Source organism: Amycolatopsis sp. 3B14, assembly GCF_050958625.1.
Taxonomy (GTDB): domain Bacteria; phylum Actinomycetota; class Actinomycetes; order Mycobacteriales; family Pseudonocardiaceae; genus Amycolatopsis_E; species Amycolatopsis_E thermoflava.
Map to the genome: position 1 here is coordinate 34,769 of NZ_JBHZEN010000043.1, position 21,480 is coordinate 56,248.

A 21,480-nucleotide genomic window follows, 5' to 3' on the forward strand; every position below is an offset into this window, starting at 1 on the left:
ACCGAGGGCTGGCAGGGGCGAACCCGCGCCGCGAGGAGATCACCTCATCACCATCCTTGGCCCAACGGACTCGGCCCCGGACCCCGGTACCGCTACCGAAGCCGCGTGGAGATCGGCGCCCCACCAGTACCTATGCGCAGCCTCCGCGGCCGACCTCGACGACGTGAGGCTTGACGGTGCTAGTCATTTCAGTCCAGACTGAAACAACTAGCGTCCAGTAGGAAGGTGGCGGCGATGGCTCCGCGTCCGGTGCAGGTGATGTTCAACAGTCTCGGGACCGCGTGCGCCGCTGACCTGTACTTACCGGACGCGAACGCCCCGGTTCCCGGTCTGGTGCTGGGGCACAGCGGGGTGATGGTCAAGGAAGCACTGGCCGTGTTCGCGCCGTACTTCGTGCGCGCCGGGTTCGCGGTGCTGGCGATCGACTACCGCACGGTCGGTGCCAGCGAGGGCGACCCCCGTGGCCAGGATTATCCGCAGCGCCAGGTGGAGGACTTCCGCAGCGCGATCTCCTACCTGCAGAGCCGGCCGGAGGTGGACGCGGAGCGGATCGGGTTGTGGGGGGTCAGCGTCGGGGGCTCGGTCGCGGTCCAGGCCGCGGTTCTCGACCGGCGCGTGAAGTGCGTCGTGGTGCAGAGCCCCAGCGTGTGGAACGGCTGGCGGTACCTGGAGCGGTTGCGCGGGCGCGCCGGTGTGCAGGCGCTGCGGGACCGGCTGGACGAGGATTGGCGGCGCCGCTACGAGGGCGGGGCCAGTGCCCGGGTCCCGCACCTGAGCCTGGACGGGGAGACCGTGCGGGACACGCCGGACCTGGCCGCCGAGATGTTCCCCAGCTACCGCAACGAGAAGACCCTCGACTCCACCGAACACCTGCTCACCTTCGCGCCGGAGGACCTCATCCACCGGCTGTCGCCCACCCCGCTGTTGATGATCGCCAACGGCGGGTGGGACCCGTACCACATGCTCGAAGAGGCGCAGAGCGCGTTCGCCAGGGCCGGCGAGCCGAAACGGCTGGAGGTGCTGCCCTACGACGTCCTCGGCCTCTACACCGGTCCGGGTCTCGACGAGGCGATGGCGCTGGCCGTGGACTGGTTCGACCGCTACCTGCGCCGGACCCGGCTCGCCACAGTCACCCCGACACCCACCCGCGACTCGGTTGCCGCCATGACACAGTGACGCCGCGACGAGTCAGCCGAGGAGGAGCGCATGTCCAATCAGGACAACCAGGACGACGTGCTGCGGTGGGTGGAGCGGGTCGCCACCTTCTGCGTGGAGGAGTGGGCGCTACCGCCGATCACCGGGCGCATCCTCGGCCTGCTGATGATCTGCGACCCGCCCGAGCGCTCCGCGGGCGAGATCGCCGAGGCGATCCAGGCCAGCCGCGCTTCGCTGACCTCGAACATGCGCTTTCTGGCCACCATCGGGCTCATCCGCAAGGTGCGGGTGCCCGGCGACCGCACCACCTACTACCGCATCGAGGACGACGCCTGGCACAAGGTGGTCCAGCGCAAGCTCGACGGCCTCAGCGCCTTCGACGACATCGCCGACGAAGGCATGGCGCTGGCCAGTGGCAACGGCCTCGACGCCCAGCGCATCCGCTCCGCCCAACGCGCCCTGACCTGGCTGCGGGACATCGCCGCCCGCAACCCCCTGCAACCGTGAGGACCCTCGTGCAACGCCTGCGACCAGACCTGGATCCGCTCCGCGAGACCCTGCTGCTCACCCTCTACGCGAGGGCGCTGGACAGCAAACTTCCCCACCCGATCCTCGGTGACGCCGACTCCGCCGCGCTCGCCGACACGATCGACTACGACTTCGCCCGGCTCAAGCTCAAACCCAGCCTCATCTGCGGCACCGCCCTACGCGCCAAGAAACTCGACGATGCCGTCCGGGAGTTCGTCGCCGCCCACCCCCGCGCCGTCGTGCTCGACCTCGGCTGCGGACTCGACACCCGCGTCCTCCGCTGCGACCCGCCCGCCGGCGTCGACTGGTACGACATCGACTTCCCCGACGTCGTCGCCCTGCGGACCCAGCTGCTCCCGGACCGCTCGGAACGCCTCGGCGTCGACCTGACCGAACCGGGCTGGCTCGACCCGCTGCCGCGCGACCGGCCGGCCATGATCGTCGCCGAGGGCCTGCTGCCGTTCCTGCCCGGCGACACCTTCCAGCGGATGACCCGCGAACTCACCGCGCACTTCGACACCGGCGAGCTCGCCATCAACGGCTACACCCGCTTCGCCGCCTGGTCGATGAAATACCACCCGGCGATCAAGGCCATCGGCATCACCGCCGCCCAGGGCTTCGACGACCCGCGCACCCCCGAAACCTGGAACGCCGGCCTGACCCTGGTCGAAGAGCAACTGCTCACCCGCGCCCCGGAAGTGGCGGACTTCCCCCAGCCGCTGCGCGCGGCCACCCGGCTCATCAGCCACAGCGCCGCACTGTCCCGGCAAGGCACCCGCATACTCCGGTACCGCTTCTGACCGTCACCCCGGCCCGGCTGCGATCCTCGCCCGCGGCGGGGCACAGTGAGCTGGTGGACGATCGTGGTCTGGCGCCGGACGGGACGATCGCGCGGGAGGGCTCTCTGGAAAGGATCTCCGCAGAGTTCGCCCCCGTCGTCGAGGCGCTGCGGGCGCACGTCGCTGGGACTTTCGCGCGCCTGCACAGCGCCTATCTGTACGGCAGCATCCCGCGCGGCACCGCCGTCCCCGGGGTCTCCGACCTCGACGTCCTGCTCGTCCTCCGCGACGAGCCCAGCGACGCCGATCGCGCTGATGCCAGGAGGATCGAGGCCGCCCTCGACCGTGCGTTCCCCCAGATCAACGGCGCCGGCATCCAGCTCGCCGACGCCCGTACGCTGCTCAGCGACGCCGAACGCCACGACGGCGGCTTCTTCGTCGCCTGCCTGTGCACGCCGCTCCTGGGTGACGACCTCGCCGAGCACCTGCCCCGTTACCGCCCAACGTCCTTGCTCGCGCGGGAGACCAACGGCAATCTCGCAGCGCTGCTCCCGGGCTGGCGCACGCGCGCGGCCGCGGCGGTGACGGACCACGACCGCCGGACCCTGAGCCGGCCGGTGTCACGCCGCCTCGTGCGGACCGGGTTCACGCTGGTCATGCACCACTGGGGCGGCTGGACGAGCGACCTGGACAGGTCCGCCGAACTCTTCGGCCGCTACTACCCCGAACGACTCGGCCAGATGCGCACCGCCGCGGTGACCGCCCGCGCACCCTCCGCCGACCCCGCGGTCCTGGAGATGCTGATCGACGACCTGGGCCCCTGGCTCGCCGCCGAGTACACCGCCACCCACGGCGAACGAGTGCCCCGGCCCTGACCGGCATACTGACGGCCGTGGTGAACCAGCCTGCCGACGACCCCTTCCCGTTCCGCGGGCGGGTCGTGTGGCTCACCCCGGAGCAGGGCGGTCGGCAAACCGGCCCACCTCGCCCCGACTTCTACGCGGCCAATGCCTTCGTGCCGCCGCACACCGCCTACTCGGGCCTCGCGTCCTTCGTGCTCCGGAACCTCGTCGCCGGAGCGCTGGTCTCGCCGGCCGAAGCGCGCTGGCTGGTCGTTGAGAACTCGGGTCCGTACCGCATCGAGCCCGGGACGGTGGTCGTGGTCAGCGAGGGGCCCAAACCGGTCGGCTACTTCCACGTCGTCGAGGTCAGCTGACCAGCTCCCGCAGCGGCCCCGACAGCCGGGCGGCTAGCGACACGTCCACACGGCCGGCCTCGGCGAGCAGCAGCTCCACGACCACCCCGAACGCACGCCGCAGCTCGGCCGGGTCCACCGACCGGACCAGGGCGTCCGCGAACGGCGCCACGACCTCGGCCGGCAGGTCGTCCATCCCGCGCCCCTGCACCGCACGCACCCCGCGCCGCAGGCAGGCCAGCGCGAGCACCTCGTCCCGCGCGCCGCTGATCATGTACTCCGCCTGCCACACCCGGCCCCGCGCGATCGACGACCGCGCGTGCAACGCGTACAGCCACGCCATCCCGACCACGTGCTCCGCCGCGGGGGGCGAGACCTGCGGCAGCTCGTTCGGGTTGCCGAACAGTGTCCGAAATGTCGGACCGGTCGGCCCGAACTCGGACTCCGGCCAGAACGCGATGTCGACCTGCAGCGTGTCCGGCAGCAGGAACACCCGGAACACGCCGAGGTCCAGGTGGTGGACCGCGCCGTGGTCGCGGTACATCCGGTCGGTCCAGTCGGCCAGGACCTGATCGCGGTCGGCCGCCACCGCGAGCGCCAGGTCGATGTCCGACCACTGGTCCTCTCGTCCAACCGAGGCGGAACCGGTCAGCGCGGCGCCGCTGATCCGGTCGTCCGAGCGGGCCGACGCGATCAGCGAGTCGCGCAGCCGCGACCGGCTGTCAGGGGTGAACACGGTCCTCCTCCCGCGGGGCGCTCACCGTCCACCGCGCGGCCGCCCGCAACGCCAGCAGCAGCGGCACCGAACCGCTGTCGGTGAGCACCGCGGGCAGAGACGGCAGGTCCGCGCCGCCGGCCAGTTCCCGGCCGTACCCGGCGAGGTCGACCTCCACGAACCGTGTCGCGGCCGTGAACTCGCGCTCCGACCGGCTCGGCCTGCGGGCCAGGAGGTCCTGCCGCGTCGCGGACAACTCCGTCAGCCCGAAGAACTCCGGCTTCGCGCCGCGGTCCATCCAGCGCGCGAACCCGGTGATCGTCGTGCGCACGATCTCGTCGCGGCGCAGCCCGGTCTCCTCGCACAGCTCGCGCTCCATCCCGGCGCGGACGACGTCGTGCAGGTCGTCACCATCGAGGTCACGCGGCTCCAGCGACCCGCTGCCCGACGGGGCTAGCAGCGACTGGCTGGCCGAATTCCGGTTGGACTGGAGCACCACCAGCACCCAGCCGTCGGTCGTGACGGCCACCGTCGACACGCCGACGATGTCCGCCAGCCTGCTCTCGGCCAGCGTGTGCAGGCGGCCCGCGGTGTCGACCATCATCTGCCGCCGCAGGTCGAAGACCTCGTCGGTGTCCCGGCGGGCGATGCGCAGGGTGGCCAGCTCGTTGGAGCACTGGGCGTCGAAGAACCGGGTGCGCTGCAGCCGGATCGGCGCGCCGCGGCCGACCGACGGCAGCGGCTCGCCCCGCATCCCGACGACCCTGCCGTTGAACAGCAGCCGGCCGTGCGCGCGCAGCGGCAACACGTACGGCGCCGTCGCCTTCAGCTCGGCGGGCAGGCGGTAGGGGTCCGGCGCGACCTCCACCGGGAACCGCTGTGTCCACAGTGCCCGGTCGATGGCGTCGCTGACCAGGGCGGTTCCGCGTCCGGGCACCTCGAGGTACCGGGCATCGGGGTAGCTCGCCGGCGGTGGGACGTCGGCGTGCGGGAACGGTGCGGCGATCGTGGCGAACTCCCAGGCGGCCCAGCGGCCGCGGAGCATCCGGATGTCGCGGGTGAGGGTAAGGACGCCGAGCACGAGCGCGATCACCGACAGCACGATGCCGACGGCGCTGGGCACGAGCGTGACCAGGCCGAGCAGCACGCCGAGCGCGGAGACGAACACCGGCCACTCGCGGGAACCGATGAACCAGAGGTAGTCGGCCTTCGCCCTGGCGCGGTTGGTCAGCTTGCCCATCGGTTCTGGTGTCTACCAGAAAGCGGGTAACGATCCGGGCGAAATGATCGGGATCACCGCGCCCGCACGTGCGACGATCGCGCCGACCGACGGGAGACGCAGATGTGGGAAAAGCGCATGGAGTGGCCGCTGACGGGCGTCGCGGTGTTGTTCCTCGGCGCCTACGCCTGGCCGATCCTCCAGCCGTCGCTCGGCAGCGCCGGCCGGGTGTGGTGCGAGGTCGTCACCTGGCTCGCGTGGGGGCTGTTCGCGCTGGACTACGTCGTGCGACTGGTCCAGTCACCGGACAAACCGCGATTCCTGCGGCGTCACGTGCTGGACCTCCTGGTCATCGTGCTCCCGCTGCTCCGCCCGCTGCGGCTGCTGCGCCTCGTCGCGATGCTGAACGTCCTCAACCGCACCGCCGCGCTCGCCCTGCGCGGGCGGGTCGTCGTGTACTTCGTCGGCGCCACGGTGCTGATCGTCTTCTGCGCGGCGCTCGCCGTGCTCGAAGCGGAGCGGCCGATCGAGGAGGCCGGCATCCGGAACTTCCCGGACGCGTTGTGGTGGGCGGTCACGACGATCACGACCGTCGGCTACGGCGACCGCTACCCGGTGTCCGGCACCGGACGGCTGATCGCGGTCGGCCTGATGGTGGCGGGCATCGCGCTGCTCGGCGTGGTCACGGCGACCTTCGCGTCGTGGCTGGTGCGCCGGGTCGAGGAGGTCGAGGCCACGTCGCAGACCGTGACGCGCGCGCAGATCGCCGAGCTGAGCCGCGAGATCGCCGAACTGCGCGCCGCCCTCGCCGCAAGTGAGCGGAAGGACCTATGACGCACCTGTCACTGGAGCAGCTCGAGGACGACTACTGGGGAGACCCGCCGCCGGACACGACCAACCTGATCAGCACCTGCCACCGGATGCGCCGGGTCCCGCTGGACGAGCTGGACGCCGAAGGCGTGCGCATCCTGCTCGGGCAGCAGATCGGCGTGCCGCACCTGGTGCCGCGCGCGCTGCAGATCCTCAACCGCGACCCGTTCGCGGAAACCCACTTCGGCTACCTGGTCGATGCCCTCCGCCGCATTCCGGAGGAATACTGGACGGCGAACCCCGTGCAGCACGCCGACTTCGAGCGCGTGCGGCGGCGCGCCGGGCGTTAGCCGCCCGAGTGCATGTCCTCGGCTTCGGGCACCAGGTCGTCGTCCGGGTTGTCGAGCCAGCCGTGCGGCAGCGTGACCTTTCCGGGCGAACCCTGGCGGCCACGCGGGCCGAGGGCGTCCGCCGGGAAGGGCGCCTCGTGGTCCAGCTGGCCGATCAGCTCGTCCAGCTCGTCCATCGACGACACCATCGCGAACCGACGGCGCAGCTCCGAGCCCACCGGGAAGCCCATGAAGTACCAGGCCATGTGCTTGCGCAGGTCGCGCATCGCCTTGTCGTGACCGTCGTGCTGGACCAGCAGCTCCGCGTGCCGCCGCAGGACCTTGGCGACCTCACCCAGCCGGGGCCCCTCCGGGATCGGGCGGCCGGCGAACGCGGCCTCCAGCTCGCCGAACAGCCACGGCCTACCGAGGCACCCGCGGCCGACGACCACGCCGTCGCACCCGGTCTCGGCCACCATCCGCAGCGCGTCGTCGGCCGTGAAGATGTCGCCGTTGCCCAGCACCGGGATGGTCTGCACGGCCTCCTTCAGCCGGGCGACGGCGCTCCAGTCGGCCTTGCCCGAGTAGCGCTGCGCGGCCGTGCGCGCGTGCAGCGACACCGCCGCCGCGCCCTCGGCCTCGGCGATGCGGCCGGCGTCGAGGAAGGTGTGGTGGTCGTCGTCGATGCCGATCCGGAACTTGACCGTGAACGGCACGCCCGCCGCCTCGGCCGCCTCCACCGACGCGCGCACGATCTGCGCGAACAGCTTCCGCTTGTACGGCAGCGCCGCGCCGCCGCCCTTGCGGGTGACCTTGGCGACCGGGCAGCCGAAGTTGCTGTCGATGTGGTCCGCGAGCCCCTCGCCGACGATGATCTTGACGGCTTCCCGCATCGTCTTCGGGTCCACGCCGTACAGCTGCATCGACCGGGGGTACTCGCCCTGGTCGAAGGCCATCATGTGCATGGTCCCGGGGTGCCGCTCGACGACGGCGCGGGCGGTGATCATCTCGCACACGTACAGCCCCGCGCCGTACTCGCGGCACAGCCGCCGGAACGCGACGTTCGTGATGCCGGCCATCGGCGCGAGCACCACTGGGGGATCGACCTCGTACGGGCCGATCTTCAGTGCGGGCTTGCTCAGGGTGGCGGTCACGTCCTCCATTGTCGCTGGTGACTCGCGCCACCCGCAGTCAGGCCTGTTCGACCGCCGGGATGTCGGCGGCGATCCGGGATTTCGGACGCGGCGCGGTGACCGTCCACAGGATCTTCCCGTCCGGCGAGGTGCCGCCGACGCAGGTCAGGCGACGGCACACCACCTGGGCGGCGTGGCCGGTGGACCCGAGCTCGATCTTCAGGTGCGGGATGTCCACGGTGGGGCTCTGCAGCACCTGGTCCTCCGCGCGGCCGACCACAAGGCCGGTGAACCACAGCTGGTCGAAGCGCATCGACAGGACGCCCTCGAACAGCAGCTCGACCGGCTCGTCGGGGTTGTCGTCGGTGCGCAGGACCAGCTCCGAGTGCTCGACGCCGTAGCGCCAGACGCGGAAGGCCCGGGACGAGCTGAACAACGGCTCCGGCTGGTTCATGGCCCCAGTATGGGTCCTGATCAGCCGCGCCGCGGCCCAGGCGTCACCGGACCAGCTGACATCGGCTCACGCCAGCAGCTTCTCCAGCGCCCGCTTCGCGTCCGAGCCGTCGGAGAGCGTCTTCATCGCGAGGAAACCGGCCAGCTCGGCTGCCGGGCGGTCCAGGTAGCGCCCGGCCCGGTGCGCGGCGTCCACCGCGTCTTCGGCGAGCCCGTGCGAGACCAGCAGCGACACCGCGTCCGGCCACTTCGGCGAGCCGATCAGTTCACGAATGGTCCGCACGCGCGGCTGCGACAGGCACGGGTCGTCGACGGTCCAGCTGTGCGTGCCGTGCCGGACCTCGGCCACCGGGCCACCGGGAACGTGCACCTCGGCCCGCACGCCGGGCGGCACCACGACGTCGAGCGTCAGCTTCCCGTCCGCCCGGCGCCAGGCCACCGAAGCCGCACCGTAGGGCGTCTCGTGCCGGGCCGAGGCGTGGGTGAGCGCGGCGTCCGGCACCGGGCGCACGACGATCGACCGGTACCCGGGCGCGGCGGGCGCCAGCCCGGCGACCGTGCGGTGCATCCAGTCGGCCACCGCGCCCAGCGCGTAGTGGTTGAACGAGGTCATCTCGCCCGGGTTGATCGAGCCGTCCGGCAGCATGCTGTCCCAGCGCTCCCAGATCGTCGTCGCGCCCATCGTCACCGGGTACAGCCAGGACGGGCAGCCCCGTTCGAGCAGCAGCCGGTAGGCCAGTTCCGGGTGGCCGGCCGTGGTGAGCGCGTCCGTGATGAGCGGCGTGCCCACGAACCCGGTCGCGATGCGGAAGCCGTTGGTGCGCACGAGATCGGCCAGTCGTCGACCCGCGACCGCCCGCTGCTCCGCCGTCGGCAGCAGCGCCCACTCGATCGCCTGCGCGTAGACGGTCGGCGCGTCCGAGAGCACCCGGCCCGATCCGGTGACGTACTCCCTGGCGAACGCGGCGCGCGTCTGTTCGGACAGCGTCCGGTATTTCGAACCGTCCCGGCCCAGCACCTCGGCCGCCGCGGCGACGATCTCCGCGGACCGCGCGAGGTACGCCGTCGCCACCACGTCCGAGTCGGCCTTCGCGGCGAACGGGTCGTCCGGCGGCGCGGCCGGGTCCAGCCAGTCGCCGAACTGGAACCCGCCCGCCCACACGCCGTCCGTGGTCAGCGAGGCGATCTTGTCGACCCACCCGCGCATGCTGTCGAACTGCCGGGCGAGCACCTCCGCGTCGCCGAACCGCTGGTAGAGCACCCACGGCACGATCACCGCGGCGTCGCCCCAGGCCGTCGCGGCCGGGCTGTCGCCGGGCAGTACGTCCGGGATCACGAACGGCACCGCACCGTCCGGATGCTGGTCGGCGGCCAGGTCGGCCAGCCACGAGCGGAGGAACCCGGCGCAGTCGTAGAGGAAGGACGCGGTGGGCGAGAAGACCTGGATGTCGCCGGTCCAGCCGAGCCGTTCGTCGCGCTGCGGGCAGTCGGTCGGCACGTCCAGGAAATTGCCGCGCATGCCCCACACGACGTTCTCGTGGAACTTCTCCAGGTCCGGGTCCGAGCAGCTGAACCAGCCGGTGCGCCGCAGGTCGCTGTGCACGACGACGGCTTCCAGGTCCGCGGCCCGCAGATCGTCCACTCCGGACACTTCCGCGTACCGGAACCCGTGGAACGTCAGGCTCGGCTCCAGCACGGTTTCGGTACCACCGGGCAGGACGTAGGTGTCCGTCGCCTTCGCCGACCGCAGCGGCCGCACGCCGAGCTCGCCGTCCTCCAGCACCTCGGCGTGCCGCACGGTGACCTCGCGGGCGTCCCGCACGCGCAGCCGCACCCAGCCGACCACGTTCTGGCCGAAGTCGACCAGGGTCTTCCCGGACGGCGAGGACCACACCCGCACCGCGGGCACCACCTCGGTCACGCGCACCGGCGGCCCCTCGGGCGCGACGAGCCTGCTCAGGTCGGCCTCGACCACCTCGACTTCGTCCACTTCGGACTCCGACAGCGTCAGGTCGGTGCGCTGCCCGTCGTACAGGTCGTCGGCGGTGATCCGGCTCTCCGTGGCCGACCACCGCTCGTCGGTGCCGATGACCTCGGTGGTGCCGTCGGCGTAGGTCACCTCCAGCTGGGCCAGCAGCGCGAGGCGATCGCCGTAGAGGGCGCGCCGGCCGTTCCACCCCAGCCGTCCGCGGAACCAGCCGTTGCCGAGCAGGAACTCCAGGTCGTTGGTCCCCTCGCGGAGCAGCGAGGTGACGTCGTGGGTCTGGTAGCGCAGCCGGTGCTCGTAGCTGGTCCAGCCGGGCGCCAGCACCTCGTCACCGACCCGGGCCCCGTTGATCGACGCGGTGTAGACGCCGTGCGCCGTCGCGTACAGCCGGGCCGACACGATGCCCGGTCGCAGCTCCACACTGCGGGTGAGGATCGGCGCGCGCTGCCCGATGCCGCCGATCGTGCGCGGGCTGATGAACCGCGCCGACCAGTCCTCCGTGCGCAGCAGGCCGGTTTCCACGGTGGCCGGCTCGGACCACTCGTCGCCGACGCGCACCCGCACGGTCGCCCGGGTCCGCGACGGCAGCGGCTCGAACGGCCACGGCACCAGCACCTGCTCGGCGGATTCGACCCGCACCGTCGCCGACCCGTTCAGCTCGACCTCGTACGCGGTCTGCGACCAGTCCGGGTCGTCGGTGCGGACCTGCCAGGACAGGCGGGGCGTGCCGGTGCCGATGCCCAGCGCGACGTCGTGGTGCTCGAAGCGGACGGCGGTGACGGTCAACGGTCGCTCTCCTTCTCGTGCTGTACCAGCCGCACCGGCCCGAACAGGCCCGTGCGGACCTGCCCGGCGGCCACGGCCATCGTGGGTGACGCATCGTCGAGGTAGCCGGCGAGCGTTCCGCGGACGACGATTTCCAGTTCGTTGACACCCGCTCGGACCGCATCCGAGATTTCGGACCGCCACGGACCCCAGACCAGGCGGTCGACCAGCCGGCCGTTGACCACCACGTCGGCCGTGCCGCGCACCTCGCCGAGGTCGAGCACGACCCGGCCGGGCAGCGCCTCGAACGTGGTCCGGTACCGGACCAGGCCGCCCAGTGCACGCAGTCCGAGGTCCTCCCAGCTCCGCAGTTCGACCGGGGCCTCGGCGGTCTCGACCTCGATCCCGGAGCCGAGCAGCGCCCCGCCCCGGCGACCGTCGACCGCGCGGAACCGCAACTCCACCGGCGTGGCGGCGTTCAGCGGCGCGGGAAAGCGCACCCGCTGGTCGACCGGCTTGTACTCGGCCTCGCCGACGCGCACCACGACATCGAGGTCGGTCGGGATCCGCAGCGCAACCGCCCCGAGCGGGGCCGGGAAGGTCAGCGTCTCGGTGCGTTCCCCGGCAGGCGCGACGTCGGGGACCACCGGCACGACGACATCGCCGGGCGCGGCGGCGGGTTCGAGCCAGTGCGCGCCGGGCAGCGGGTGCGGCCGCGGGTGCAGGCACAGGAAACGCGGGTCGCGCCGGTGCAGGCGGCGCACCTCGCCCCAGTCCGGGCCGCTGACCAGCCGCGGGTCGCGCGAATCCACCGCGACTGGGCCAGTCGTGGCCAGGGTGAGCGTGTTCTCGCCAGGGCGGAGGTGTTCGCGCAGGTCGTAGGGGTGGATGCGGATCTCGCGGAAGCCGGGGTAGGGGTTGAAGTCGCCCTGCCTGCCCACCTCGGCGCCGTTGACGAGCACCCGGCAGGCCTCCTCGCTCGCGACCTGCACGGTCGCGTCGGTGGGTACCTCGTCGAGGTGGAAGGTGCGGGTGATCTCCCCGCCCGCCAGCCACTCCGGCCTGCGGTAGCCCGCGGGATCGGTGACCACCGCGAACGACGCCCGCAGCGGGCCGTCCTGGTCCGCGGTGAACTCGATCTCCACCCGCACCGTCCCGCCGGACGGCAGCGGGCTGAACGACTGGTAGCCCGGCCCGTCGACCGGAGCCTCCGCGCCGTCCACGAACACCCGTCGCGCCGCGCTCGCGCCGACGGCGAGGAACAGGCCGTCGCGTTCGGGCAAGGGCAGATACGTTCGTACGCCGACCGTCTCCCCAGCCTCCACGTGCCGCCAGTCGAGGAACTCCTCGGGCACGTAACCCTTGGGCCCCAGCGCTTCCGCGTGCCCGGGGTCGTCCCGGATGCCACGGGACAACGACCAGACCGCGGGCCGCCACCCGTTGCCGTCCCGAACCTCGGCGAAGACGCCGTACCCGGCCAGCTCGTCACTCAGCCGCCAGACCTCCAGCGGCAGCACGCCGGTGCGGGCGGGCGCGGCCAGGTCGCCGTGCCGGTTGTCCAGAGTGGACTCCGCCCGCGCGCGCCAGCCGTCGAGGAACACCGACCGGATCACCGGCCCGGGCGGGGTGTGCGTCGCCTCCGGCAGGTCGTCGCCGAACACGAGCAACGTGATCGGACCGTCGGTGAAGACGACCTCGACCTCGCCGTCCACGACTGGGACATCCGTGCGCTCCCCGGTGCGCGGGTTCCACTGCTGGGCGCGGCCGGTCACCCCCGCGACCCGTGCCACCCGGTCCGACGGGGAGACGAACTCGTACCCGTCCGCACGCAGCTGCCGCCAGTACTCCTCCCAGGGAAAGCCCTGGTCCGTCCAGCCTTCGCGGTCGAGGTCGACGATCGGCGCCCGGGTGCCGGTCCGCTCGTCGTGCGCGGTCAGCAACAGCACGTGCCGGTCGCCGTGGCGCCGGAGCAGGAACGGCACGTCGGACCGGATCCGGGATTTCGGAAGGACCGCGGGCACGTCCTCCGGCGAGCCGACCGTGACCGCGCCCTCGACCGGGCAGCTGCCGACGCAGACGACCGTCCCGCCGGCCGCGGCGAACTCCGCGAGCCGGGCGGCCGCGGCCGGGAGCAGCAGCTCGACGTCGGGCAGGACCACCGCCCGGTAGGTTTCCGCGCCGATCCGGAGCTCGCCGCCCGAAACCTCCGCGGCGGCGATCGTGGCCTCGTCGAACGTATCGTGGTCGATCCCGGCCCGTTCCAGCACACCGCGTTCCTCGGCGAACCACGTGCCGACGCCGTTCAGCGCGTGGAACGAAGCCGCGGCCCGTTCCGCGGGCGGCAGCGGTCCGTCGAGCGTCAGGTAGGCCTGGGCGGTGCTGGTCGGCGACAGCAGCACGACGTCGCAGGAGTGCGTGCCCGCCGTCAGCACCGAGCACAACCGGCTCACCGCGCCGGCGAACTGGCCGTAGGCGGGCCAGTACGGCTGCCGCCAGCAGGTCGACGGCGGCGCCCACTCCCACCAGCCGCCCGCGGTCGAGTAGTAGACCGCGTGCGGGTCGTAGAGCGTGGCGCCGCGGCGCAGGAACGGCGCGAGCCAGTCGTAGGTCTCCTCCAGCGTGCCGCCCCAGCCCGACGAGTGGAACGCCTCGATCCAGGTGCGCGGGTGCCCGTGCGCGTGGGCGAGCGAGCTGTGCACCTTCGCGTCGCCCCAGTGGTCGCTGCCCGGCGCGCCGAACCCGGCGTGCGTGCCGAGGTAGTCGCCGTAGATCCGCACGCCGCCGACCGGATCGCCTTCGCGCGCCGGGCTCGCCTGGTCGAACCCGCAGATCAGCCCGCGGTGGCTGAACCACTGAGCCAGTGGGTCGAAGAACGCGCGGCGCGCGAGGCGGGCACGGTGTTCTTGGTAGTCCCGGCGTACCCGGGCCGACTCGGCGTCCGCGCCCTCGTACAGCGCGGACAGCCGCGGCAGCAGGTCGTAGCCGTACTCGGCGGCGAAGGTCTCCGCGAAGTCGTGCCCCCAGGTCGGCAGCGGCGGCAGCTCGTCCTGGAAGAACCCGGGGATCACCGTGCCGAACCAGCGCCCGACGTGCCGTTCCAGCTCGCCGTGCACCTGGTCGAGCAGGGCCGCGCAGGCGTCCGGGTTGAAGTAGTCGAAGCCGCTGACGCGGTGCCCGATCGTGCCGTCGGGGTCCCGGTGCAGGGCGAGCCCGGCGAACTCCGGGCGGGCCGCGGTGAGGCGGCCCTGGAAGTTCGCGCCGGAGAACCCGATCTGGTCGTACATCCAGAGCTGGAACCCCAGCTGGGCGGCGTCCGCGCACGCGCCGTCCAGCAGCTCGATCCACTTCGGACTCAGGAACGGCGGATCGTCGGCCAGGGAACCGAACATCGGGCCGGTGGGCGCCAGGCACATCACCACCGCCTGCCGGACGCCCTGCGACACCAGCTGTTCCATCTGCCAGCGGACCCGGTCCCCGGTGACCCGGCCGCCGCTCCACCACCAGATCGGCAGCGGGGAGAACTCGGGGCCGGGATCGGTGAACCGGGTCAGCAGCTCGTCGGAACTCATGCGGTGGCGCGCTCCGCCTCGATCTGCTCCAGCGATTTGCCGGAGGTGTTCGGCATGAAGAAGAACCCGACCCCGCCGCTGATCACCAGGAACAGCGTGAGCAGGCCGCCTGCGACGGTGAACCCGCCGCTGGCCAGCGTCGGCAGGAAGAAGCTCCACACGCCGAGCAGCGTCCGGGCGACGCCGAAGGTGAAGCCCTGCGCGGTGCCGCGCAGCATCGTCGGGAACAGTTCCTGGCTCCACACCTTGTAGAACGCCTCGCCGGCGAGCGAGCAGCCGACGCCGAACAACACGATGTTCGCGATGATCACCGGGATGTTGAAGGGCAGCACCACGTAGATGCCGTAGGCGACGATCTGCATGACCGCGCCGATGCCCCACATCCACTTGCGCGTGTGGTGGCTGCGGTCGGCGAAGCGCATGAACACCAGCGTCGTGACCAGGATGCCGATCAGGAACCCGGCGCAGGACAGCGCGACGCTGGCCGCCTGGCTGCCCGCGTTGAGGGTCTTGATGACGTACGGGGTGAAGATGCCGCCGGTGCCTGCCGCGATGTTCCAGAACACGTAGACGATGCCGGTGAACAGCAGCGCCTTGAGGTGCGCGCCCTGGAAAAGCGCTTTCAGCTGGTACTTGACGTCCCTGGTGGACGACGCCGACGTCCAGCGCGCGGACTCGGACAGGCCGCGGCGCATCGCCCAGGTCACCAGCGCGATGACGAACAGGTGTAGGAACACGATCCGCGTGCCGAGCAGGTCCAGCGGGGTGAGCGCGAGCGACAGCAACAACACGATCACCGGGCCGAGGTTCCACGCGACCTGCGTGAAGCCGAGCAGCTTCCCGCGCGCCTTCGACGGGGAGAACTCGCCGACCAGCGCCAGCGACGTCGGCACGTCCGCGCCGACCGCGACACCGACGACGAAGGTGCCGATGAACAGCATCGGCGTGTTCACCGCGAGCGCGATGCACAGGATGCCCGCCGCGTAGACCAGCAGGTCGTACTTGTAGATCCGTTTCCGGCCCAGCTTGTCGCCCAGCCTGCCGCCGATGAACGCGCCGATCGCGCAGCCGATGGCGTTCGGGCCGATCGCGGCGAGCGCGCCGACGGCGCCGTCGGAGAGGCCGAGGTAGCTCTGGAAGAGGGCGAGGCCCGCGCCGAGCGCTACGATCGACCCGGCATCCAGGTAGGAGGCCATGCCCGCGAGCACGGACCACCGCCATTGCTGGCGGGTGATCGTGCCGCCGTCCTCGACCGAGCTCGTGCCGACGGTTTCGGGTGAGGTCATGTGGTTCTCCTCGTCTTCGTTGACGCAGGACACATTTTGAAACGTATTAAGGACGCAGGTTAGCGTTTGGGTGGGGGAATAACAAGCTTCTGTTCGGCGCATTGAACGTTTCATGCGTGCTACGCTGTGGTCCCTGGGAGATCGAGGGGACGCATGGTTGGCATCAAGGATGTGGCCCGGCGCGCCGGGGTCTCCATCGGCACGGTGTCCAATGTGGTCAACCGGCCGCACATCGTTTCCCCGGCCACCCGGTCACGTGTGCTGTCCGTGATCGAGGAGCTGGGTTACGTCCGCGACGAGTCCGCGCGGCAGCTGCGGGCCGGCCGCAGCCGCATCATGGCGCTGCTCGTCCTCGACCTGGCGAACCCGTTCTTCGTCGACGTCGCCCGCGGCGCCGAGCAGGCCGCGCACGACGCGGGCCTGAGCGTCATCACGTGCAACAGCGGGCAGCGCGTCGACCGCGAGGAGTCGTACCTGTCGCTGCTGGCCGAGCAGCGGGTGCGGGGGCTGCTGCTGAGCCCGGTCGACACGTCAGGCGCCGCGCTGGAGACCTTCCGCCGCAGCGGGATCCCGTACGTGTTCGTGGACCGGAAGGTGCCCGCGGACGAGGCGAGTTCGGTGTCGGTGGACGATCTCGCGGGTGGCGAGCTCGCCGGGCGGCACCTGCTGGAGACCGGGCACCGGCACGTCGCGTTCGTCAACGGGCCGCGGATACTCACGCAGTGCCGCGACCGGGAGCAGGGGCTGCGGACCGCGTTGGAGGGGTCCGGGGCGGAGCTGTCGGTGATCGAGACGAGCGAGCTGGACGTGGAGTCCGGGCGGGACGCCGGCGCGCGGCTGCTCGGGATGAGCCCCCGGCCGACGGCGGTGTTCTGCGCCAACGACCTGCTGGCGCTGGGGGTGCTGCAGGCGATGGTCGGCGCAGGCGTGCGGGTGCCGGACGAGATGGCGATCGTGGGCTACGACGACATCGAGTTCGCCGGCGCGGCCGCGGTGCCGCTGACGTCGGTGCGCCAGCCCGCGCGGCGACTGGGGCAGACGGCCGCCGAGCTGCTGATCGCGGAGACGGCGGACCCGGAGAACCGGCCGCCGCACCGGTCGGTGGTGTTCAAGCCGGAGCTGGTCGTGCGGGCCTCGACGCAGTACCGCCGCTGAGCGGTCCCCCGGGGCGCCGAACTCCAGCCTGGCGCGAACGCCACACGCGCTTTCGGGCGCGCCCCCGCCAAGCCTGCTTCGTGCTACGTCGGTCGTCACCGCGCCGATGCGCCCCCGCCGACGGCTGGGTTAGGCGTCGGAGTGCGTCCGCTTGGCACGCCGCCTCTCGTGACGCGGCGGTCGGCGAGAGGCTCGCATGCGTCAGGCCGCCCGCCGCCGTGGTGTTTGGTCACGTAGGGGCGCCAGGGGCGGCGCGGTTCGGCCCACGTGGGCGGGTACTCCTCGCGGGTTCGGCTCTCAGTGTTTGGCCACGTAGCGGCGCCAGAGGCGGCGCGGCTCCGGCTCACGCGGGGCGGGCACCAGCAGGTACGTCAGGCACTCCTCGCAGGTCCGGCCCGGTGGGGCGGTCATGGCGGCGGGGAGGAACCGCGCGCCGCACACCGCTTCCAGTTCCTGGCCGGCTGCCATCGCTGTGTCGGGGACCGCGTGCTCGGCCGTGCCGTCCGCGCTGGTCACCCAGACCGGGTGGTCGTCCGGGGTCGCTTCCACCGCTTCTCCCCTCCGCCGCTGCTCCGTCCGGGCCTACCCGCGGCCGTCCGGCTCAAGCCGGATTCACCTGGCCGTGGCGGTCACCTCGGCCCGAACTCGAGGTTCAGGCAGGCCAGCCGCCCGCCCGCCGTCCCGGCGTGACCCGGGTCCGTGTGCGTGTGTGTCTCGTGGATGACCACGGAGCCGGGCAGCCGGTCGCCGTAGGTCCAGTCGACCCGCGACACGGCGAACCCGCTGCCGTTCGCGGACGTGGTGAAGTCCAGCCAGATCTCGTTGCGCGGGTTGGCGTACGCGGGGTCGGTCGAGGGCTGCACCGGGTCGGGAACGTGCTGGTAGTGCGGCCCCGAATCGTTCGGGGCCGCCCCGCAGGGCTTGGTGTGCACGTGGGCGCCGTACTCGCGGCCGGGCAGCAGGCCGCGCACGGAAAGCGTGGTCAGGGTGCCCGTCACCGACGCCGTGAACGCCCGCGCGGTCGCCCCCTCCGGTACGAGGGCCGTGTTGTAGCGCACGACGGAGGCACCGGCGCCCACCTGCGCGGCGGGGGCGGCGGCGGCTTCGGCGGGCCAGAGGGCCGGCAGCGCGGCCGCGGCGAGGGCCAAGGGGACGATTCGCATGATGTTCCATTTATCGGTCAATCTGTGACCAGGCAAATCCTCCCATAGGCTGATCTCCGTGAGCGGCCGTGACGAAGAGACCCCGAACCAGCGCCTCGCACGCAACGTGAACGAACTCCTCGGCGAGCTGCGAGTGGCGCAGGCCGGGGTGCAGATCCTGTTCGGTTTCCTCCTCACGGTGGTGTTCACCAGCGAGTTCCGCGCGGCCAGCGGGTTCGAGAAGGCCGTGCACCTGTCGGCGGTCCTGCTCGCGGTCGTCTCCACCGCGCTGCTGTCGTCGCCCGCGGCGTGGCACCGGATCCTGTTCCGCGCGGGCCGACGCGACGACATCCTGCGGGCGGGCAACCGCGCCGTCCTGGCCGGCCTGGTGTGCCTGGCGGCCGCGATCACCGCGACGGTGTCGCTGATCGCGAAGGTGGTCTACGGCCCCATCGCGATGGCCGTCGTCGGCGGTCTGGTCGGCGTCACGTTCGCGGTGCTGTGGTTCGTGGTCCCGAACTTCCTGGCGAACCACTCCGCGACCGACACCCGCCCGTCCCGGGTGCCGCCGAGCGACTCCGCCGCGGCCGAGTAGCCGTCAGTACAACCGGTGCAGCCAGGCGCGCCAGATCAGCGCCGTCGGCACCACGGAAGTGAACACGGTCCCGATCACGAACAGGATCACCGCCTGTGACTGGGCGGCCGCCACGAGCAGGAACAGGCCCAGCACGGGCGAGCAGAGGATCCCGAGCACGGACAGCAGGATGCCGGACACGCGCATCGGCCGTAGTTCGGCAAGCCGTTGCGCCAGCCGTGGGTTTTCGGCGGCCAGTTGCCGCTCGATTTCCGAGAGCCGTCGCTGTTCTTCACCGTGGAGTGCCATCGCCCGCACCGCCTCTACCGACCAGTATTGCTCGCCGACGGGTCCTTGTCACGATGTGATCTGCGCTGTGCTTTGGCTGTCGTCCCGTGCACCCTCACGGTGAGTAGGTAATATTACCTCCCGTTAACCCGATCGCGGGAACCAAAGGGCGAGGGGAGAGCGTCCGATCCTGCGAGAACGAACCGTGTGGGAGTGCACGCGCGGGCGAGGGAGAAGGTGCTGTTGATGAGCAAGACCGACGAGCGCGTCATCGGTGACACGCCGATCTTCGAGGCGCTGCGCGAGGAGTTCGACTTCGACCGCCTGCTCGAGGACCTGGTCGAGGAGCCGAAGCAGGCCGAGTGAGACGTTACGGTGGGTGGCTGTGAGCGGTGATCCCGGCACGGCCACCACCACTCGCCGATCGCAGGCCCAGGTCGTGGCGGCCGTGGCGATCGGCGGTGGGATCGGTGCGCTGGCCAGATACGAACTGACCACCACCTGGCCGACGGCGCCGGGCCAGTTCCCGTGGACGACGTTCTTCGTCAACGTCACCGGCTGCCTCCTGATCGGCGTCCTGATGGTGCTGGTCACCGAGGTCCGCGTGGCGCACCACCTGGTCCGGCCCTTCCTCGGGGTCGGCGTCCTCGGCGGGTTCACCACGTTTTCCACCTACACGGTGGAAATCCACGGGCTGCTGAAGCCGGGCTCGGCGGGCATGGCGCTCGCCTACCTCGGCGGAACGCTTCTGACCGCTGGGCTCGCCGTCCTCACCGGGGTCGCCGTCACGCGCCGGCTGGCAGGCCGATGACGGCTGTCCTCGTCATCGCCGGCGCGATGGTCGGCGCACCCCTGCGCTACCTCACCGACCGTGCCGTGCGGGCACGGCACGGTGGCCCGTTCCCGTGGGGCACGCTGCTGGTCAACCTGGCCGGCTGTCTGGTCCTCGGCGGCCTCACCGGTGCCGGCGCCGCGCTGCCCGCCCCGCTGTTCGCGCTGCTCGGCACCGGTTTCTGCGGCGCGCTGACCACCTACAGCACGTTCAGCTACGAGACGTTGCGGCTGGTCGAGCAGAAGGCGTACTTCTACGCGGTGATGAACATCGTGCTCAGCGTCGCCGCCGGGGTCGGTGGCGCGTATGTCGGATTTGCCGCTGTGCAGGCGTTTGTGGCGATGTGACGATCACTCCGCGTCGTGCCACGCTGACGCCATGACCGATGCGATGCGGGCCGAGACCGTCAGGATCACCGGGCACGGTGGCGACGAGATCGAGGCCTACCTGGCCACGCCACTGGACCCGGCGCCACGCGGTGGGGTCGTGGTGATCCATCACATGCCCGGCTACGACGCGGCGACCAAGGAGATCGTGCGGCGCTTCGCCGTCCACGGCTACCACGCCATCTGCCCCAACCTCTACTGGCGCGAGGCGCCGGGCGCGGACCCCGAGGACGCCGCCGCGACCGCCCGCGCCCAGGGCGGCGTCCCGGACGAGCGGCTCGTCGGGGACGTCGAGGGCGCGGCGAACCACCTGAAGGGGCTGGACGGCGCCAACGGCAAGATCGGCGTGATCGGCTACTGCTCCGGCGGGCGGCAGACGTTCCTCACCGCGTGCAGCATCCGGATCGACGCCGCGGTCGACTGCTACGGCGCGTTCGTGGTCAACGACCCGCCGCCGCAGATGGCCGGGATGAAGCCGCTGCTGGGGCTCGCGCCGCAGCTGTCGTGCCCGCTGCTCGGGCTGTTCGGCGCCGAGGACAAGTTCCCCTCGCCCGAGGAGGTCGCGACCCTGTCCGCGGAGCTCGACCGGTTGGGCAAACCACACGAGTTCCACACCTACGACGGCGCGGGGCACGGGTTCTTTTCCGTCGACCGGCCCAGCTACCGCCCGGAGGCCGCGGTCGACGGGTGGCGGCGGGTCTTCGACTTCTTCGGCAAGCACCTGGTGTGAGGAGAACCGACATGTGCACCTACCTGACCGAGCAGATCGAGATCGACGGCAGCGGCAAGTCGGCTCGGGGGTGGATCCCGCTGACGCACGCCTCGGTGTACGTCGACCACCCGACGCACGCGCAGTACGCGCACACGGTGAACATCGACTTCCTCAACCCGGCGGAGGGGCCGTCGGCGCGGGTGCCGGTGGAGCTGACCGAGGAGGCCGCGTTGGCACTGGCGGACGCGATCCACCGGGCGATCGCCTCCGCACCGAAGGGGCTGGCCTCGGCGAAGCAGCCGATGTGAGCGCACCGGCGGTGAGCCACGCTCGCGGCAGCACGCCGGGCAGTTGACCAGGGGAGCTCAGGGATCGCAGTGGGCGAGAACTCCACCCGGAGCCGTGGGGTCGATCGCGGATGTGACCGGGCAGGCCCATGGCGTACCGCACTCTGGGATGACCTGGGCG

At 71.6% G+C, this 21,480-nt stretch carries 23 protein-coding genes; 13 read left to right on the top strand and 10 right to left on the bottom strand.

Features of this window, described 5'->3' with window-relative positions; all coding sequences use genetic code 11:
* The first annotated feature begins 234 nt into the window (after positions 1-234).
* The 5 genes from ACCP09_RS23710 to ACCP09_RS23730 are packed head-to-tail and all read left to right on the top strand — an operon-like array spanning position 235 to position 3,678.
* A complete protein-coding gene (locus ACCP09_RS23710; protein ID WP_433750291.1) occupies positions 235-1,176 on the top strand; it encodes an alpha/beta hydrolase in 942 nt (313 codons plus the stop codon).
* 30 nt (positions 1,177-1,206) lie between these two features.
* Complete coding sequence (locus ACCP09_RS23715) at positions 1,207-1,662, top strand: GbsR/MarR family transcriptional regulator (RefSeq protein ID WP_027933438.1); 456 nt, start codon at positions 1,207-1,209, stop codon at positions 1,660-1,662.
* Positions 1,659-2,483: a class I SAM-dependent methyltransferase gene (locus ACCP09_RS23720; RefSeq protein WP_433750295.1), complete on the top strand. Its 825-nt coding sequence runs from the start codon at positions 1,659-1,661 to the stop codon at positions 2,481-2,483. The genes ACCP09_RS23715 and ACCP09_RS23720 overlap by 4 nt, the downstream gene beginning before the upstream one ends.
* A gap of 53 nt (positions 2,484-2,536) precedes the next feature.
* Positions 2,537-3,337 carry a nucleotidyltransferase domain-containing protein gene (locus tag ACCP09_RS23725; protein WP_433750298.1) on the top strand — a complete coding sequence of 267 codons (801 nt, stop codon included), beginning with the start codon at positions 2,537-2,539 and terminating at the stop codon, positions 3,335-3,337.
* A gap of 17 nt (positions 3,338-3,354) precedes the next feature.
* A complete protein-coding gene (locus ACCP09_RS23730) occupies positions 3,355-3,678 on the top strand; it encodes a hypothetical protein (RefSeq protein ID WP_123684537.1) in 324 nt (107 codons plus the stop codon).
* On the opposite strand, the gene ACCP09_RS23735 is transcribed toward ACCP09_RS23730, so the two are convergent.
* Positions 3,671-4,393, bottom strand: coding sequence for a nucleotidyltransferase domain-containing protein (locus ACCP09_RS23735; protein ID WP_433750301.1), 723 nt, complete (start codon positions 4,391-4,393; stop codon positions 3,671-3,673). The two genes, ACCP09_RS23730 and ACCP09_RS23735, sit on opposite strands and share 8 nt — an antisense overlap.
* Positions 4,380-5,612: a hypothetical protein gene (locus ACCP09_RS23740; protein ID WP_433750304.1), complete on the bottom strand. Its 1,233-nt coding sequence runs from the start codon at positions 5,610-5,612 to the stop codon at positions 4,380-4,382. The genes ACCP09_RS23735 and ACCP09_RS23740 overlap by 14 nt, the downstream gene beginning before the upstream one ends.
* 102 nt (positions 5,613-5,714) lie before the next feature.
* On the opposite strand from ACCP09_RS23740, the gene ACCP09_RS23745 reads away from it, so the two are divergent.
* Positions 5,715-6,425 (top strand): potassium channel family protein, encoded by a 711-nt coding sequence (locus ACCP09_RS23745; RefSeq protein ID WP_433750307.1) that lies wholly within the window; start codon positions 5,715-5,717, stop codon positions 6,423-6,425.
* Positions 6,422-6,751 (top strand): contact-dependent growth inhibition system immunity protein, encoded by a 330-nt coding sequence (locus tag ACCP09_RS23750; protein ID WP_433750310.1) that lies wholly within the window; start codon positions 6,422-6,424, stop codon positions 6,749-6,751. The genes ACCP09_RS23745 and ACCP09_RS23750 overlap by 4 nt, the downstream gene beginning before the upstream one ends.
* Here the strand turns inward: ACCP09_RS23750 and dusB are convergent.
* The 5 genes from dusB to ACCP09_RS23775 all read right to left on the bottom strand — a co-directional run bounded on the left by dusB (position 6,748) and on the right by ACCP09_RS23775 (position 15,923).
* Positions 6,748-7,893: a tRNA dihydrouridine synthase DusB gene (dusB, locus tag ACCP09_RS23755; protein ID WP_378335841.1), complete on the bottom strand. Its 1,146-nt coding sequence runs from the start codon at positions 7,891-7,893 to the stop codon at positions 6,748-6,750. The two genes, ACCP09_RS23750 and dusB, sit on opposite strands and share 4 nt — an antisense overlap.
* Before the next feature lie 28 nt (positions 7,894-7,921).
* Positions 7,922-8,317 carry a hypothetical protein gene (locus ACCP09_RS23760; RefSeq protein WP_017985613.1) on the bottom strand — a complete coding sequence of 132 codons (396 nt, stop codon included), beginning with the start codon at positions 8,315-8,317 and terminating at the stop codon, positions 7,922-7,924.
* Positions 8,318-8,383: 66 nt separating this feature from the next.
* On the bottom strand, positions 8,384-11,089 hold the full coding sequence (locus ACCP09_RS23765) for a glycoside hydrolase family 78 protein (RefSeq protein ID WP_433750315.1): 2,706 nt from the start codon (positions 11,087-11,089) through the stop codon (positions 8,384-8,386).
* Positions 11,086-14,637 (bottom strand): hypothetical protein, encoded by a 3,552-nt coding sequence (locus ACCP09_RS23770; RefSeq protein WP_433750318.1) that lies wholly within the window; start codon positions 14,635-14,637, stop codon positions 11,086-11,088. The genes ACCP09_RS23765 and ACCP09_RS23770 overlap by 4 nt, the downstream gene beginning before the upstream one ends.
* Positions 14,634-15,923 carry an MFS transporter gene (locus tag ACCP09_RS23775; protein ID WP_027933447.1) on the bottom strand — a complete coding sequence of 430 codons (1,290 nt, stop codon included), beginning with the start codon at positions 15,921-15,923 and terminating at the stop codon, positions 14,634-14,636. The genes ACCP09_RS23770 and ACCP09_RS23775 overlap by 4 nt, the downstream gene beginning before the upstream one ends.
* 153 nt (positions 15,924-16,076) lie before the next feature.
* Between ACCP09_RS23775 and ACCP09_RS23780 the strand changes: the two genes are divergently transcribed.
* Entirely contained in the window at positions 16,077-17,078 is a 1,002-nt protein-coding gene (locus ACCP09_RS23780) for a LacI family DNA-binding transcriptional regulator (RefSeq protein WP_017985609.1), read from the top strand.
* A gap of 297 nt (positions 17,079-17,375) precedes the next feature.
* Here the strand turns inward: ACCP09_RS23780 and ACCP09_RS23785 are convergent, their stop codons facing one another.
* Both ACCP09_RS23785 and ACCP09_RS23790 read right to left on the bottom strand, forming a co-directional pair.
* Positions 17,376-17,627 carry a hypothetical protein gene (locus tag ACCP09_RS23785; protein ID WP_027933449.1) on the bottom strand — a complete coding sequence of 84 codons (252 nt, stop codon included), beginning with the start codon at positions 17,625-17,627 and terminating at the stop codon, positions 17,376-17,378.
* A gap of 80 nt (positions 17,628-17,707) precedes the next feature.
* The gene (locus ACCP09_RS23790) at positions 17,708-18,241 is read right to left on the bottom strand and encodes a superoxide dismutase (protein ID WP_433750323.1); all 534 of its coding nucleotides are present in this window, start codon (positions 18,239-18,241) and stop codon (positions 17,708-17,710) included.
* Positions 18,242-18,299: 58 nt separating this feature from the next.
* Between ACCP09_RS23790 and ACCP09_RS23795 the strand changes: the two genes are divergently transcribed.
* The gene (locus tag ACCP09_RS23795; protein WP_433750326.1) at positions 18,300-18,815 is read left to right on the top strand and encodes a DUF6328 family protein; all 516 of its coding nucleotides are present in this window, start codon (positions 18,300-18,302) and stop codon (positions 18,813-18,815) included.
* A gap of 3 nt (positions 18,816-18,818) precedes the next feature.
* On the opposite strand, the gene ACCP09_RS23800 is transcribed toward ACCP09_RS23795, so the two are convergent.
* Positions 18,819-19,103, bottom strand: coding sequence for a DUF3040 domain-containing protein (locus ACCP09_RS23800; RefSeq protein WP_037324126.1), 285 nt, complete (start codon positions 19,101-19,103; stop codon positions 18,819-18,821).
* A gap of 418 nt (positions 19,104-19,521) precedes the next feature.
* Here ACCP09_RS23800 and crcB (ACCP09_RS23805) point away from each other — a divergent pair, with 418 nt between their 5' ends.
* Genes crcB (ACCP09_RS23805) through ACCP09_RS23820 form a run of 4 tightly spaced genes read left to right on the top strand, consistent with a single transcriptional unit; the run spans position 19,522 to position 21,320 of the window.
* Positions 19,522-19,893, top strand: a complete 372-nt coding sequence (gene crcB / locus ACCP09_RS23805; protein ID WP_400986767.1) for a fluoride efflux transporter CrcB — start codon at positions 19,522-19,524, stop codon at positions 19,891-19,893.
* Positions 19,890-20,261: a fluoride efflux transporter CrcB gene (gene crcB / locus ACCP09_RS23810; protein ID WP_378335845.1), complete on the top strand. Its 372-nt coding sequence runs from the start codon at positions 19,890-19,892 to the stop codon at positions 20,259-20,261. Before crcB (ACCP09_RS23805) ends, crcB (ACCP09_RS23810) begins: the two co-directional genes overlap by 4 nt.
* Positions 20,262-20,292: 31 nt before the next feature.
* Positions 20,293-21,030, top strand: coding sequence for a dienelactone hydrolase family protein (locus ACCP09_RS23815; RefSeq protein WP_433750330.1), 738 nt, complete (start codon positions 20,293-20,295; stop codon positions 21,028-21,030).
* An 11-nt stretch (positions 21,031-21,041) separates the two neighbouring features.
* Positions 21,042-21,320 carry a DUF6295 family protein gene (locus ACCP09_RS23820; RefSeq protein WP_017985600.1) on the top strand — a complete coding sequence of 93 codons (279 nt, stop codon included), beginning with the start codon at positions 21,042-21,044 and terminating at the stop codon, positions 21,318-21,320.
* The last annotated feature ends 160 nt before the right edge of the window (positions 21,321-21,480 follow it).

Excerpts from the sequence above, each read along its gene's own strand:
- ACCP09_RS23710 (WP_433750291.1), top strand. The coding sequence starts at position 235 with ATGGCTCCGCGTCCGGTGCAGGTGATGTTCAACAGTCTCGGGACCGCG.
- ACCP09_RS23715 (WP_027933438.1), top strand. The coding sequence starts at position 1,207 with ATGTCCAATCAGGACAACCAGGACGACGTGCTGCGGTGGGTGGAGCGG.
- ACCP09_RS23740 (WP_433750304.1), bottom strand. The coding sequence starts at position 5,612 with ATGGGCAAGCTGACCAACCGCGCCAGGGCGAAGGCCGACTACCTCTGG.
- ACCP09_RS23745 (WP_433750307.1), top strand. The coding sequence starts at position 5,715 with ATGTGGGAAAAGCGCATGGAGTGGCCGCTGACGGGCGTCGCGGTGTTG.
- ACCP09_RS23750 (WP_433750310.1), top strand. The coding sequence starts at position 6,422 with ATGACGCACCTGTCACTGGAGCAGCTCGAGGACGACTACTGGGGAGAC.
- dusB (WP_378335841.1), bottom strand. The coding sequence starts at position 7,893 with ATGGAGGACGTGACCGCCACCCTGAGCAAGCCCGCACTGAAGATCGGC.
- ACCP09_RS23760 (WP_017985613.1), bottom strand. The coding sequence starts at position 8,317 with ATGAACCAGCCGGAGCCGTTGTTCAGCTCGTCCCGGGCCTTCCGCGTC.
- ACCP09_RS23770 (WP_433750318.1), bottom strand. The coding sequence starts at position 14,637 with ATGAGTTCCGACGAGCTGCTGACCCGGTTCACCGATCCCGGCCCCGAG.
- ACCP09_RS23775 (WP_027933447.1), bottom strand. The coding sequence starts at position 15,923 with ATGACCTCACCCGAAACCGTCGGCACGAGCTCGGTCGAGGACGGCGGC.
- ACCP09_RS23780 (WP_017985609.1), top strand. The coding sequence starts at position 16,077 with ATGGTTGGCATCAAGGATGTGGCCCGGCGCGCCGGGGTCTCCATCGGC.
- ACCP09_RS23790 (WP_433750323.1), bottom strand. The coding sequence starts at position 18,241 with ATGCGAATCGTCCCCTTGGCCCTCGCCGCGGCCGCGCTGCCGGCCCTC.
- ACCP09_RS23800 (WP_037324126.1), bottom strand. The coding sequence starts at position 19,103 with ATGGCACTCCACGGTGAAGAACAGCGACGGCTCTCGGAAATCGAGCGG.
- crcB (WP_378335845.1), top strand. The coding sequence starts at position 19,890 with ATGACGGCTGTCCTCGTCATCGCCGGCGCGATGGTCGGCGCACCCCTG.
- ACCP09_RS23815 (WP_433750330.1), top strand. The coding sequence starts at position 20,293 with ATGACCGATGCGATGCGGGCCGAGACCGTCAGGATCACCGGGCACGGT.
- ACCP09_RS23820 (WP_017985600.1), top strand. The coding sequence starts at position 21,042 with ATGTGCACCTACCTGACCGAGCAGATCGAGATCGACGGCAGCGGCAAG.